Consider the following 13,264-nt stretch of genomic DNA (forward strand, 5'->3'; position numbering starts at 1 on the left):
GACGATGGGACAGAGATGGGCAAGGGATTCCAGGGCGCGATGCTGCGTGCCCTCGGCGCCAAGAACAAAACGGCGACGGTGACCGGGGTTCGCTGGATCACCGACCACGTGGTGCGCATCGATTTCCAGTGCGACGACATCCTGCATGCCGGCGGCGAGAAGCCGTCCGCGTGGGTCCGCGCGTGGTTCCCCGACGTGGACGCGCCGTCGAAGTTCCACCAGCGCGGGTACACGCTGCTCGATCCCGACCCGGCAGCTGGAACCTTCAGCCTCTGCTTCCTGGTCCACGACCCGGCAGGCCCGGCGTCGACGTGGGCGCGCACCGCCGCGTCCGGTGATGAACTCCTGATGACACGACTCGGCGGCGACGGCCACGACGTCGCTCCGGCCGACGACAGCCCGCTCGGCTATCTGCTGATGGGCGACGTCGCCTCCTGGCCCGCGTTCGTCACCCTGGTGGAGCGGGTGCCCGCCGGCGTCCCGATCCGCGCGGTAATCGAGTACTGCAACGACGACGACCGCGACCTTCCGCTGCCCGACCATGAGGGGCTCACCGTGGACTGGGTGCCGTCGACTGCCGATCGTCGTGCGCTGGTCAACGCCATCGGCGGCGGCGACTACCGCGGTTGGCGCACGTGGGTGACCGCCGAGAGCAAGGCGACCCGCCTCGCCAAGGGCCTGCTGGCGTTGGAGCACGAACAGAACAAGGCCACCATGCACACGCAGGCCTACTGGATGGCCGGCCGCGCGATGGGCAAACAGGTCGACACGGCACCCGAAAGCGAGACCCCCGAAAGCAAGACCCCAGAAAACAAGACCCCCGAAAGCAAGACCACCGCCAGCACCGCCGACACCGTGCGCGAGACCGCCGGGGCGGTGGTGGCGGAACTGCCGTCCTTTCGTGCAACCGGTCCTGCGGAGCCTGCTGAACCGGTTCTGAAGCCTGCCCTTCCGGCCATGCTGCTGGCCGGCGTGTTCGCGGTGATCCTGGCACTGCTCGCGGTGGTACCGCTGATCCTGTTCGCCGAACTCGCCCGTCTCCTGGTGGCAGGCGCTGAACGGCACGAGCTGGTCGACGTCGGCATCGTCGCCGTGATCGTCCTCGTGGTCGGCGCCGTGGGATCGGCGACGGTGATCACCGCGCTGCACTTCTACGACCAGGTGTTCGCGGCCGCACTGCGCCGTCGCGTGCTCGGCAAGCTGACCCGACTGCCTCTCGGTTGGTTCCACGGTCGCCGCAGCTCGGAGGTCAAGAAGCTGGTCCAGGAGGACGTCTCCTCGCTGCACTACCTGGTGACCCACGCGGTGCCCGACCTGGTGGCGGCGGTGGTGACACCGCTCGCGATCCTGGGCTACCTGTTCACCGTCGACTGGGGGCTGGCGCTGGTGTTGCTGGTCCCGGTGATCGCGTACATCGTGGCGATGGGCCGCATCGCCACGGCCGACAAGGCGCGCCTGGAGCAGAAGATGCGCTGGGACGCGACCCTTCCCGGCGATGCCGAGCGGTTCATCGCGGGGCAGCAGGTCAGCCGCGTCTTCGGTGATTCGTCGACCTCGGACCTACCGCGTCAACTGCGCAGTCTCACCGAGTTCATCAAGGACTGGCAGCGCGCCACCATCGACACCAAGTCGGTGGTCCTGCAGCTCAACCGGCCGACGACCGCGATGGCGGTGGTCGCGGTCGCGGGTACCGCCCTGATCGTGGCCGGTTCGATGGACGCCGTGGCGATCCTGCCGTTCCTGATTCTCGGGACCTCGTTCGGCGACCGTCTGCTTGCGGCGTCGTTCGCCATCGGTGGTCTGCGCGAGGGGCTGAACGGCAAGACCTCGCTCGACCTGCTGATGGCCACCGAAGAACTGGAGCAGGTCGCAGACGGGACACGCGAACGCGCGGCCGTCGCCGGGCCCGCCCGGGTGGAACTGCGCGGCGTCACGTTCGGGTACCTCGCCGGTCGCCCCGTGGTCGAGAACCTTCACCTCGATCTGCCCGCAGGCACGACCACCGCGGTGGTCGGCCCGTCCGGTGCGGGCAAGTCGACCGTGGCGGCGCTGGTGGCACGACTGTGGGACCCCGATGCCGGCGCGATTCGACTCGACGGAGTCGATCTCCGCGACATCCCCGAGCCCGAACTGCGTCGCAGCATCGCCGTGGTGCTCCAGGACGTGCAATTGGTGCGGGGGACCATCGCCGAGAACATCGCCCTCGGCGTCCCCGGCGCCGATCGCGCAGCCATCGAAGAGGTTGCCCGCGCCGCCTATCTCACCGACGTCGTCGCGGCACTGCCCGACGGCTACGACACCGTCGTCGACCGCGACAGTCTCTCCGGCGGCCAGCGCCAGCGGCTGGCGATCGCCCGCGCCCTGCTGGGCGACCCGCGACTGGTGGTCCTCGACGAGGCGACCGCAGCAGCCGATCCGGACTCCGAGTGGGAAGTGCGTCGCGGGCTCTCGCGGCTTCTCGCCGGCCGAACTGTGCTGGTGGTGGCGCACCGACTCCACACGATCGCCGACGCCGATCAGATCGTCGTGCTCGACGGCGGCCGGATCGTCGAACAGGGGACTGGTACCGAGCTGCTCGCCGCAGGCGGCGTCTATGCGGCGATGACCGATCACGCGCAGGAGGCGCTTCGATGACACTGCTCCCGACCGTCTTCGCCGACGTCCGCGCCATCACCGGCGCCGCGGCAGGCGGAGATCGCACGCGGTTCTATGGACTCACCGCACTCTCGACCGCGCTGCAAGCCGCGGGTGTCCTGGTGCTGATCCCCCTCCTCGAAGCACTCTTCGGGGCGAACCCCGCGGCCGCGTGGAAATGGGTGGCCCTGATGGTCGCGATCCTGGCAGCCGGTTGGGTCGCCGACATCGCCGCGACCCGGGCGGGACTTCGCGTCGGCTTCGCCCTGATCGACGCCGCGGAACGGGCGGGCATCGGAGCGATCCGCCGACTCGACACCGCGGACCTGCACGGAGACCGTGCGTCCAGGCTCCGGGGCATCGTCACCAAGTCCGGACCGGAGTCGGTCTCGGCGGTGGTGCTGCTGTTCTCGCCGTTGATTCACGCGGCGCTGCTGGTGCCGCTGCTGGCCGTGGGCCTGCTGCTCGTCTCCTGGCAGTTGGCGATGGTCGCGCTGATCGGCGGTGCGGTGCTGCTCGCCGCGTTCCAGGCTGGTCGACGCGCGGTCGCGAAATCGGAAGAGGCGTTCGCCGACGCCGGTCGGGCACTCGACGACCGCATGCTGGAGTTCGGCTGGGCCCAGCCGACGCTCCGCGCGGCCGGAGTAGGAACCGGAACGGTCGACGAGGTGATCGCCGGATCGCGTCGTCGCGGATCTCGCCTCCTCGCCTGGCAGATACCGGGGGACCTCCTCTTCACGGTCGCCGGCCAGGTGGTCCTCATCGCCTTCGGAATCACCACCGGTGCGCTGTACTTGAACGGCGAGCTCTCGGGCATCACCGCCGCGGCGATGGTCGTGGTGCTGCTGCGGGTGGTCGAGGCGGCCGGGTCGCTCTCGCTGCTCGCCACCCCGATCGCCGCCGTCGAACGTCTGCTGACCGAACTGCGCGACTTGGTCGACGAGGACACCGCGGCGGCGGCCCCCGGCCCTGTACGGACCGAGAGCGCAGAGACAGGCAGGCCACCCGCGGTCCGGCTGACCGGTGTCGACTACCGGTACGCCGACGGCACACAGGCACTCGACGGCATCGACCTCGACATCGCTCCCGGGCAGATCACCGTGCTCGTCGGCGCGTCGGGCTCGGGCAAGTCGACGCTGCTCGACGTGCTTGCGGGCCTCCGTGATCCGTCGTCCGGCCAGGTGCTTCTCGACCACGAACCCGCCGACCCCGGCCGACGGATCGCGGGGGCCTCGGTGGTCTTCCAGACCACCGCGTTGCGCCCGGGCACCCTGAGGGAGAACGTGGTCACGGCCGTCGCCCCCGACCTGGCGGAGATCGCCGACCTGGCGCAGTTGGCGCCGGTACTGGACGCCCTGCCGAACGGGTGGGACTCGCGGGTCGGCGACGGCGCCAACGCCCTCTCCGGCGGCGAACGCCAGCGCGTCGGGCTGGCGCGGGCGCTGGCAAAACCGGCCGGGTTGCTATTGGTGGACGAGGCGACGTCGGCGCTCGACGTCATCACCGAGCGCGCGGTGGCCGATTCGCTGCGCACGATTCGCGGCACCCGCACGGTGGTCGCGGTGACGCACAGACCCGCGCTGGTCGCGCTGGCCGACGCGGTGGTCGTGCTCGACGGCGGTCGTGTCGTCGACGCCGGTGGTGTCGACGAACTCCTGGCGCGCGGGGGCGTCTTCGCCGACCTGTGGGAGCGCTGGCGCGAGTCGGAGGGCTGGCAGGTGTAATCCCGTTCTGAAAGTTCTTTCCCGGTGATGTCGAGAACCCGGGATCGGCGCCGTCCCAGGTATGAACGCGACCAGACTGGGTCGTACGTCACCCGAGGAGAGTCATCATGGCCAAGTATCTGATGCTGAAGCATTACCGCGGCGCACCGGCGTCCCGCAACGACGTCCCGATGTCGGAGTGGGCACCGGACGAGGTGACCGCGCACATACAGTTCATGCGCGATTTCGCTGACCGCCTCGTCGCCAGCGGCGAGTTCGTCGACGCGCAGGCCCTGGCACCCGAGGGGAGCTGGGTGCAGTACGGAGGGGAGGGCAAGCCGCCGGTCACCGACGGGCCGTTCGCCGAGACCAAGGACCTGATCGCGGGGTGGATGATCGTCGACGTCGACAGCCGCGACCGGGCCTACGAACTGGCAGGCGAGTTGTCGTCGGCGCCCGGTGCGGGCGGTCGTCCGCTGCACGAATGGCTCGAGGTCCGACCGTTCATCGAGGACGTCATGGCTGGTGACGACTGAGATGACCTCGGACGGGGACATGCCCGCGGAGATGGATGCGCTGGTTCGAGTCCTCGGACCGCAGGTCCTCGCGATCCTCCTGCGCCGCGGAGCCGACTTCGCGGCGGCGGAGGACGCCGTCCAGGAAGCTCTGATCCAGGCGTTGAGCACCTGGCCGTCGGATCCCCCGCGCGAGCCGAAAGCGTGGCTCGTCGCCGTGGCCTGGCGCAAATTCCTGGATGCAGTGCGGTCGGACGCGGCTCGGCGGCGACGCGAGGACACCGTCGCCGTCGAGCCGACCGGGGGCGAGGTCCCGGATGCGGACGACACCCTCGCGCTGTACTTCCTGTGCGCGCACCCGTCGCTGAGTCCGGCATCGGCCGTGGCGCTGACATTGCGTGCAGTCGGCGGGCTCACCACCGGGCAGATCGCCGCCGCCTATCTGGTGCCCGAGGCGACGATGGCGCAGCGGATCAGCCGAGCCAAGAAGACGGTGTCGGGCCGGCGGCTGACCGCGCCCGGCGACGTCGCGACCGTCGTGCGGACGCTCTACCTGGTCTTCAACGAGGGCTACTCCGGTGACGTCGATCTCGCGGCGGAGGCGATCAGACTGACTCGGACACTGGCGGCGACGATCGATCACCCGGAGGTCGCGGGCCTTCTCGCCTTGATGCTGCTGCACCATGCACGACGGCCCGCGCGGGCTACCGACTCCGGCGGGCTGATTCCACTTGCGGAGCAGGACCGAGCGCTCTGGGATACCGCTCTCATCGCCGAGGGCGTCGAGATCCTGCAGGGAGCGTTGGCGCGTGATAGTCTCGGCGAGTTCCAGGCGCAGGCGGCGATCGCTGCGTTGCACGCCGATGCCCAGACCGTCGACGAGACCGACTGGGTCCAGATCGTGGAGTGGTACGACGAACTTGTCGCGCTGGCCGACAGTCCCGTCGCCCGACTGAACCGGGCGGTGGCGGTCGGTGAAGCGGACGGGCCGCGCGCCGGCCTCGCCGCATTGGCCGAACTGGACCCGGCACTGCCGCGGTACCGCGCCGTCGAAGCCCATCTGCGGGAGCGCGACGGAGACCTCGTCAGCGCCGCCCGCCTGAATGCCGAGGCAGCAGAGCTTTCGGTCAACTCGGCCGAGAAGCACCACTTGATCACTCAGGCGGCGCGGGTGCACGAGTCGCTACAGTCGCAGCCATGGCCTCGAACCGACTGACACGTAAACCGAAGATCGACACGCTGAAGCTCGCGGGGCTCGACGACCTCCAGACCGACGCCCTGCAATCCTTCGAGACCATCGAGTTCGGCCGATTCGACGGCGTCGACCTCGCTGACCGCGAGCTGTCGGGCCTCACCCTGACCGACTGCGAACTCTCGAACGTCACCCTCGAGAACGTCGAATGGGGCGGCAGTCGGATCTTCGACACGGCCTTCAACTCGGTGAACGCGCCGCGGCTGGCGTGGCCGCGCACCTCGGTGCGCAACGTGCAGATCAAGGGCAGTCGGATCGGTGCGTTCGACCTCTTCGAAGGGACCGTTCGGTCGCTGGTGATCGAGGACTCCAAGCTGGGTCTGGTGAACCTCCGTGGCAGCGACGTGCGAGACGTCGTCTTCCGCGACTGTCTGATCGACGAACTCGACCTCAGCGAGGCGACGGTCGCGCGCATGGCCTTCGAGAACTGTCGGGTATCGAGCTTGGAAGTTCACCAGGCCAAGCTGAGCGACGTCGACCTGCGCGGTGTGGAGATCGAGTCACTCCGCCATCTCGACGGGCTGGGCGGCACCACCATCGACAGCGATCAAGCCGTCAAGTTCGCCGCCCACTTCGCTGCGCACCTGGGAATGCGGATCGAGTAGCGCGCTACTACTGGTCTCGAGGCACCGAGCCGACGCCGAACTCGTTCCCATCGGGGTCGTGGAAGACGGCTTTGCTGACCCCGCCGCCGTAGTCCTCCAGGTCGTCGGGCGTCACTCCGCGGTCGGCCGCGGCGGCGAGGAAGCGGTCGAGGTCGTCGATCAGGATCGTCACCAGGCTGTTGCCCGGACCGCCTTGCGCCGTTTTGAGGTAGACGAATCGGTGGTCGTCGAGTGTCCAGACTGCTTCGGAATCGTCCGGACGAAACGACGGCTCCGCGCCGAGGACTCGCGTGTACCAGTCGACAGCTAGAGCGAGGTCACTGACGACGATCCCTGCGAACAGGTCGAGGGGCGTCATGCGACCTGCAGGTCAACAGCGCGAGCGTCACGTGCCTTTGCAGGTCGATCGAACGCGGCGGGTATCGCGACACCGTCCGGGTGAAGTTCGACGTAGTCGATGAACATGCCGAAGTTGGATTCGCCACCGGGGGCGAGTTGGTCGCCGGGCTCGACGAGGCTGCAACCTGATTCGATCATCGACACCATTCGTACCCCGTCGGTGCCTTGCGAAAAGATGGTTCCCGCTCCGCCGACGGCTCGAACTCGTCCAAGAACGGCCGAGAGGGGTTCGCTGTCGAGTGCGACGATGACGGGGCACTCGCCTGCCTCGTTGGTCACCAGTTCGATTTCAGATACGGGACCGAAGGCGAGGTTCAGATTCACTTCGCGGCGGAAACTGTCCAACTTCTCCATGCGGGTGCTCACGGTCTCACCTTTCTTTGTCTCGAATAATACGCGCGCGATCGGCAGATTCTGCTTCGGCTCGCGTCAAGGCAACCTTCACGTCATCTTGGGTGTCGAGTTGGTAGATCGATGCCGATGAGTCTTTCCCATCGGCGTGCAAGTGGCAATGGCCGTGACAACAGTCGTAGCGCTCGACATCGTCCCAACCGTCGGTGCCGAGCCGTTGGACGATAATCGCGAAGTCGACCGGCAGGCCGTCGAGGGACCAGAGGTTGAATTGGACGCGAACGGTGCTTGCGTCGTCATACGCCTGCACCCACTGGCGGGCTTTGCATTTCTCACGATCGGGCGGAATGTAACTGCCCTGTCTGGAAGAGAGGCTGGTCTCGGCTTCCGACCGGGCTCTCCTCAGCGCTTTTCGTTCCTTTTGCGCCCGTCTAACCACTTCGCCCGCACCTCCGGGCGGCCGGGTTCTGGAGGTTCGGATCGTGGCTTTGAGTCGACGCGACGCCCTCCATCAAGGCCTCCTCTGCGAGTGTGGGTGCTCGTGTCGGACGATAACGCGTATGTCGGACAATCTGTCGGGAGCGGTCACGGGGAGTGCGGCCGCGGCCACCGTCTGCCTCGCTCAGTAGGCCTGCAATCAGCTCGGACACTCGGGTGACGCGTGCGGCTGAAAACAATAGGACGTGCAGGCCAACGCATTGAAGATCGCTGGTCCTGCACGTCCGATTTCTGTGCGCGAGGGGGGACTTGAACCCCCACACCGCAACGGGTACTGGAACCTAAATCCAGCGCGTCTGCCAATTCCGCCACTCGCGCGTGCAGTGCCACTGTACCGGTAGGCTCGGGCGGTGATTCGCTACCCTCTGGATGCTCCGGAAATCGTTGACGCGCTGGGCGAAGGGCTTCGCTCCGCGGGCTATTCGTCGGAAGGCATCGACGGCCTGCTCGGTGAGGAGACCAGCCAGGCGCTGGTCGGCGGGGTGTGGTGGCCCGCGCTCCGGAAGACGCGACGGGCACCCGCCGAACAGGCATCTCTCGCGACGCTGATCCGCCTGTTTCTGTTGGGTTCCACCGAGCCCGACGACGCCGTCGCGGCGGCCCTGCCGGGGATCGGTGTCGACGCGTTGTTGGACCAACAGGTGATCGAGAAGGCCGACGGCGGTGTCCGCGCGATCCTCGACATCCGGCCACACGGCAGCGATGCAGCGGACTACCTGGTGGTCGCCGACCAGGACGCCTCGATGCGTCCGGGCGCGGTGCGCCACGACCATGTGCTGGGCATCGGTGGCGCATCGATGTCGTTGGCTCAGGCCGTGATCCGCACACCGTTCGGGCGAGCGCTCGACGTCGGCACGGGCTGCGGCGTGCAGGCGCTGCACATGTCGTCGCACTGCGATGAGATCGTCGCGACCGACACCAACGGGCGCGCCCTGGCGCTGGCGGCGGCAACGGCACGGCTGAACGGACTCGATTGGGATCTGCGCGAGGGCAGCCTGTTCGAGCCGGTGGGCGAGGAGACCTTCGACCTCATCGTCTCCAACCCGCCGTTCGTGGTCGGCACCGGTGCGCAGGACTACATCTACCGCGACTCCGGCATGGTCGGCGACGGCATCAGCCGCGCGTTGATCGAGCAGATCGGCGACCACCTCAACCCCGGTGGCGTCGCGCAGATCCTCGCCAACTGGGTGGTTCGCGACGTCGACGCGTGGGATCAGCGCGTGCGGGAATGGGTGGAGTCGACAGGTCTGGACGCGTGGGTGGTGCAGCGCGAGCTGGCCGATCCCATCAGCTACGTGTCGCTGTGGGTCTCGGACGCGGGGGAGTCGGTGACCGATGCCGCCGAGCGCGGCGCGCGCTGGCTCGACTGGTTTGAGCAGGAGGGCATCGTCGCCATCGGCATGGGGTCGATCACCTTCCGGAAGCCGACGCAGTCGCGCGAGGCGGACGTGGTGATCGAGGAGATCACCGGCGCGGGGCAAGAGGTGACGGGCTTCGAGGCGCAGGCGTTCTGGGCGCGGCGCGACTTCCTGCGCGAGAACTCCGACGCCGACCTGCTGGCGTCGCGGCTGTCGACGTCGCCGGTGTTTCTGGAGACACAGTCGCTGCCGGGGGAGGAAGGCTGGCAGCAGGTCAGTGCGTCGGTGACGCGGCCAGGCGGCCCGGGAGCGGTGCTCGCCGTGGACGAGGTGCTCACCGCGCTGTTCGCCGGCTGCCGAGGCGAGGTCCCGCTGGCCGCGCTGATCTCGCTGATCGCCGACTTCCACGGGGTCGACCCGGACGCGCTGGCGCAGGCGGCGATGCCGTCGGTGCGCGAAGCGATCGGGCGCGGGATCCTGTACCGCGCCGATTAGGCGGGAATCAGCTGAGCGGGACCTCGGGTCCCGAGAGTTCGCGGAGCCAGCCGATGATCGGCGCGATGATGAGGATCGCGACGACGGAGGCGTAGCGGATCCCGTCGGTGTCTGTGAGGAAGACGGTGGCGATCGCGGCGACCAAGGCCACGATCAGGAACACGCGCGCGGTCGGGTACGTCCGGTCCCATCGGCTGACGGCGACGTGCTGGTTCACGAGTTCGGCGGTCATCTGCTCCCCTGGGGTGTGCGGTGCGGTGGATCCGGTCGGCTCGAACCTGTTGTTCATCACCGTGGCGATCACTCTTCCGCGCGCATCGGTGCATGTCGAGAGATTGCGTCACCGCGAATTTAATGCCTGCCGTGTGCGCCGGGCATGGATTACACCGTCGACGGCCCTCGCGCTTACCATCGACACATGCTGTCGGCCATCGCCTCCTTCACCGTCGCGTCGTTGCTTCTGGTCTTGTTGCCGGGGCCCGACTCGCTGGTCGTGATGCGCGGTCTGGCGCGCGACGGTCGGGCGGGCGGAATCCGGACGTCGCTCGGGGTGCTCGCCGGTCTGACCGTGTGGGTCATCGCCGCGGTGCTGGGACTGTCGGCGATCCTGCAGATGAGCGAGATCGGGTTCCAGGTGCTGAAGATCGTCGGCGGCTGCTACTTGGTGATCTTGGGCGCGCAGACGCTGTGGTCGATGTGGCAGATGCGGGCGGGGGTGCCGGGCCCAGCCAACCCTGCCGTCCAGGCCGGTGGACGTCGTGTCGGCTTCTTCACCGGGTTCCTGACCGACATCTTGAATCCGAAGATCGGCATCATGTTCATCACCCTGCTGCCCGGATTCGTTCCCGACGGCTACTCGGCCACGTGGACGACGCTCGGTTTCGGCCTCATCTACCTGGCCCTGACGTTCGTCTACTTCGCGGCCCTGGTCCTTGCCGCGGGCAAGATCGGCACCTGGATGCAGACACCGCGCATCCGTCGCGGCATCGACCTGGTCGCCGGCTTCGCACTGGTCGGCTTCGGAATCCGGCTGGCCACCGAGTAGTGGTCCGGCTCCGGGTCGGCGCTGACACAACCGGCCAGATCCAGCCGCACTCACTCAGCCGGTCGGGCGACCCGTCGCCGAATCCCCGCATGCCGAGTCGAGCGCCGCAGCCAGATCGGCCTTGATGTCGTCGACGTCCTCCAGTCCCACCGAGAACCGCAGGTGGCCGTACTCGCGGAAGCCGTCCGGGTAGGCCGCGACACGGGGACCGGTGGTGCCGACATGCACGATGAGCGACTCGTCGTGGCCCACCGAGACCGCCGAGGTGACCACCTTGAGGTCGTTGACGAAGCGGTTCTGCAGGTCGGGGTCGCCCTTGAGGGCGAACGCCATGATCCCGCCGTAGCCGCCGATGCCGCGGCCCGGCTCGCCGAACTGGCGCCTGGCGAGCTTGTGCTGCGGGTGGCTCTCTAGCCCCGGGTAGGCGACGTAGGCGATGCGGTCGTCGGCTTCCAGGAACCGAGCGATCTCGAGCGCCGACTCCTGGTGTTGGCGCAGACGGAGGGGGAGGGTCACCGATCCGCGCATGATCAGCCAGGCGTTGAACGGCGAGATCACGCCGCCGACGTCGACCATCGCCTCCGATCGGATCGGGGCGACGAGGTCGGCGCGGCCGATCACCGCGCCGCCCATCGCGTCGCCGTGGCCGTTGATGTACTTGGTCAGCGAGTGCACCACGAGACCGGCGCCGTCGTCGAGCGGCCGGTACAGAGGTGGCGGGGTGAATGTGGAGTCGACCATCAAGATCACGCCGTGGGCGTCGGCGATCTCGGCGAGGGCGGCGATGTCGGCGACCTTGGTGGTCGGATTGGCGATCACCTCGGTGGCGATCAGCTTGGTGTCGGGGCGGATGGCGGCGACCACGGCGTCGAGGTCGGTGATGTCGACGAAGGTCGCCTCGATGCCGTACTTCCGCGGCAGGAGGGTGGTCCACAGTTTGTAGGTGGCCTCGTAGGTGGTGTCGGAGACGACGACGTGATCGCCCGCGTTGACGTGACCGAAGAAGACCGCGTGGAGCCCCGCGACGCCGGAAGCGAGCGCAACCGCGTCCTCGCCGTGTTCCAGCGCGCGCAGTTTGTCTTGGAGCGCGATCTGGTTGATGCCCGTGTTCCGGGTGTAGGTGAGGTGTTCGGGGTTGGACCAGTCCATGGTCGACGGGTCCTGCGGCAGGTGGTAGGAGTTCGCCATGACGATGGGTACGCGGATGGCGTCGCCTTCGCCGCCGGTGCCGGGGGCCTGATTGCCGCCGTGGACGCTCAGCGTCCGCTCACCGATCGACGCGGGATCGTGCTTGTCCGGCCTGCTCGCCGTTCCTGGGGCGTCCACGCTGTCGCTGCCGCTCACTTCGTCGCTCTCCGTTCCGGGCCCGGGCCCACGTGTGTCCGACTGCCGCGATCACCTGCACCGGCGCGCGGTGCAGTTTCTCGACACCGAAGCGGGTGCGGAGTTCGGCCCACGCCCAGCACGCCCCGAACACCGCCAGCGCGATGGCCGAGGCGAGCACCGGCTTCCACGGACGGTCCACGACGAAGATCGGGATCGCGAGCAGACACACGGCCTGCAGCACGTAGGAGTCGAGACTGCGGGCGCCGGTGGAGACCAGCGGACGCAGCAGATCGCGACGCGTCCAGCGTAAGACGGCGCGGAAGACGCCGTACACGCAGGCCACCACGAGGAACGACAAGCCGGCACGGACCGGGCCGAGATCCACCTTGTCGACCAGGAGTACCAGATGGGGTCGCAGGTCGAGACTCGTCACGATGCGTTCGACGGTCAGACCCGCGACCACTGCGACGAGGATCAGCGGCACCAACGCGCGATCGATCCGCTCGGCGACCCGCCACCGGTCCCACCGCCAGCCGATGACGACGGCGGGGACGAACAGGATCTGCCACGCCGCCCAGTTCTGGATCGGCGGCCCGCCGGGGAAGGCGTCGACGGTGAAGAAGTTGGTTCCCCTGGTGCCGGTGGGCCAGACCAGGGTGGAGGCGTACAGCAGCAGTGACGCGCCGAGCACCAGCGGCCACAGTCCACGGGCAAGCAGCGGGATCAGCACCAGTGCCGACGCCATGAGCAAGAGGTACAGGACCAGGATATTGCCGCCGCTGGGCAGATACCGCATGGTCAGGGCCCACTCCAGCTTGGTGGCGAGACTCTCGCGGCCGGGTAGATGGGCGAGCGTCCGGAACTCGGCCGGGGCAAGCCGTTCGGAGGCGGCGACGGCCAGCAGGGACAGGAACAGCTGGCACACGTACAGGACCGCGAGCCGTTTGAGGAGCCTGCGGTAGGCGTAGGCGAACCCGAGTCTGGCGACCCAGCGCTGGTACACGATGCCGAGGACCAGGCCGGACAACAGAACGAAGGCGCTCATGCCGTCGACGTACGGATACTCGTGGGTCGGGGCCGCGA

The 13,264-nt window shown here is 68.2% G+C and carries 13 protein-coding genes and 1 tRNA gene; 7 read left to right on the forward strand and 7 right to left on the reverse strand.

Features of this window, described 5'->3' with window-relative positions; translation table 11 throughout:
* Positions 1-15 precede the first annotated feature (15 nt).
* The 5 genes from GX543_RS02970 (at position 16) to GX543_RS02990 (ending at position 6,709) form a co-directional block, all read left to right on the forward strand.
* Positions 16-2,634, forward strand: a complete 2,619-nt coding sequence (locus tag GX543_RS02970; protein WP_290849680.1) for an ATP-binding cassette domain-containing protein — start codon at positions 16-18, stop codon at positions 2,632-2,634.
* Positions 2,631-4,358, forward strand: coding sequence for an ABC transporter ATP-binding protein (locus tag GX543_RS02975; RefSeq protein WP_290849681.1), 1,728 nt, complete (start codon positions 2,631-2,633; stop codon positions 4,356-4,358). The genes GX543_RS02970 and GX543_RS02975 overlap by 4 nt, the downstream gene beginning before the upstream one ends.
* 107 nt (positions 4,359-4,465) lie before the next feature.
* A complete protein-coding gene (locus GX543_RS02980; protein WP_290849682.1) occupies positions 4,466-4,873 on the forward strand; it encodes a YciI family protein in 408 nt (135 codons plus the stop codon).
* A gap of 31 nt (positions 4,874-4,904) precedes the next feature.
* Positions 4,905-6,068, forward strand: a complete 1,164-nt coding sequence (locus GX543_RS02985) for a DUF6596 domain-containing protein (RefSeq protein WP_290849698.1) — start codon at positions 4,905-4,907, stop codon at positions 6,066-6,068.
* Complete coding sequence (locus GX543_RS02990; RefSeq protein WP_290849683.1) at positions 6,050-6,709, forward strand: pentapeptide repeat-containing protein; 660 nt, start codon at positions 6,050-6,052, stop codon at positions 6,707-6,709. The genes GX543_RS02985 and GX543_RS02990 overlap by 19 nt, the downstream gene beginning before the upstream one ends.
* A gap of 7 nt (positions 6,710-6,716) precedes the next feature.
* On the opposite strand, the gene GX543_RS02995 is transcribed toward GX543_RS02990, so the two are convergent.
* The 4 genes from GX543_RS02995 to GX543_RS03010 form a co-directional block, all read right to left on the reverse strand.
* Entirely contained in the window at positions 6,717-7,067 is a 351-nt protein-coding gene (locus tag GX543_RS02995) for a VOC family protein (protein ID WP_290849684.1), read from the reverse strand.
* On the reverse strand, positions 7,064-7,474 hold the full coding sequence (locus GX543_RS03000; protein ID WP_290849685.1) for a hypothetical protein: 411 nt from the start codon (positions 7,472-7,474) through the stop codon (positions 7,064-7,066). The genes GX543_RS02995 and GX543_RS03000 overlap by 4 nt, the downstream gene beginning before the upstream one ends.
* Before the next feature lie 4 nt (positions 7,475-7,478).
* Positions 7,479-7,898 (reverse strand): hypothetical protein, encoded by a 420-nt coding sequence (locus GX543_RS03005; protein ID WP_290849686.1) that lies wholly within the window; start codon positions 7,896-7,898, stop codon positions 7,479-7,481.
* 293 nt (positions 7,899-8,191) lie between these two features.
* Positions 8,192-8,275 (reverse strand) — tRNA-Leu (locus tag GX543_RS03010).
* A gap of 32 nt (positions 8,276-8,307) precedes the next feature.
* Here GX543_RS03010 and GX543_RS03015 point away from each other — a divergent pair.
* Positions 8,308-9,810: a methyltransferase gene (locus GX543_RS03015; protein ID WP_290849687.1), complete on the forward strand. Its 1,503-nt coding sequence runs from the start codon at positions 8,308-8,310 to the stop codon at positions 9,808-9,810.
* A gap of 7 nt (positions 9,811-9,817) precedes the next feature.
* On the opposite strand, the gene GX543_RS03020 is transcribed toward GX543_RS03015, so the two are convergent.
* On the reverse strand, positions 9,818-10,099 hold the full coding sequence (locus tag GX543_RS03020; RefSeq protein WP_290849689.1) for a hypothetical protein: 282 nt from the start codon (positions 10,097-10,099) through the stop codon (positions 9,818-9,820).
* A 129-nt stretch (positions 10,100-10,228) separates the two neighbouring features.
* Between GX543_RS03020 and GX543_RS03025 the strand changes: the two genes are divergently transcribed.
* Positions 10,229-10,855: a LysE family translocator gene (locus GX543_RS03025; RefSeq protein ID WP_290849690.1), complete on the forward strand. Its 627-nt coding sequence runs from the start codon at positions 10,229-10,231 to the stop codon at positions 10,853-10,855.
* A 54-nt stretch (positions 10,856-10,909) separates the two neighbouring features.
* Here the strand turns inward: GX543_RS03025 and GX543_RS03030 are convergent, their stop codons facing one another.
* Together GX543_RS03030 and opgC are read right to left on the reverse strand one after the other, a co-directional pair.
* Positions 10,910-12,130 (reverse strand): aminotransferase class I/II-fold pyridoxal phosphate-dependent enzyme, encoded by a 1,221-nt coding sequence (locus GX543_RS03030; RefSeq protein ID WP_290849699.1) that lies wholly within the window; start codon positions 12,128-12,130, stop codon positions 10,910-10,912.
* Positions 12,123-13,264 (reverse strand): OpgC domain-containing protein (gene opgC / locus GX543_RS03035; RefSeq protein ID WP_290849691.1); only part of this gene is annotated, 1,142 nt, incomplete at its 5' end. The genes GX543_RS03030 and opgC, both read right to left, overlap by 8 nt.

The organism is Gordonia sp. (in: high G+C Gram-positive bacteria) (assembly GCF_012515855.1).
Lineage (GTDB): Bacteria > Actinomycetota > Actinomycetes > Mycobacteriales > Mycobacteriaceae > Gordonia.

Excerpts from the sequence above, each read along its gene's own strand:
- GX543_RS02970 (WP_290849680.1), top strand. The coding sequence starts at position 16 with ATGGGCAAGGGATTCCAGGGCGCGATGCTGCGTGCCCTCGGCGCCAAG.
- GX543_RS02975 (WP_290849681.1), top strand. The coding sequence starts at position 2,631 with ATGACACTGCTCCCGACCGTCTTCGCCGACGTCCGCGCCATCACCGGC.
- GX543_RS02980 (WP_290849682.1), top strand. The coding sequence starts at position 4,466 with ATGGCCAAGTATCTGATGCTGAAGCATTACCGCGGCGCACCGGCGTCC.
- GX543_RS02985 (WP_290849698.1), top strand. The coding sequence starts at position 4,905 with ATGGATGCGCTGGTTCGAGTCCTCGGACCGCAGGTCCTCGCGATCCTC.
- GX543_RS02990 (WP_290849683.1), top strand. The coding sequence starts at position 6,050 with ATGGCCTCGAACCGACTGACACGTAAACCGAAGATCGACACGCTGAAG.
- GX543_RS02995 (WP_290849684.1), bottom strand. The coding sequence starts at position 7,067 with ATGACGCCCCTCGACCTGTTCGCAGGGATCGTCGTCAGTGACCTCGCT.
- GX543_RS03020 (WP_290849689.1), bottom strand. The coding sequence starts at position 10,099 with ATGAACAACAGGTTCGAGCCGACCGGATCCACCGCACCGCACACCCCA.
- GX543_RS03025 (WP_290849690.1), top strand. The coding sequence starts at position 10,229 with ATGCTGTCGGCCATCGCCTCCTTCACCGTCGCGTCGTTGCTTCTGGTC.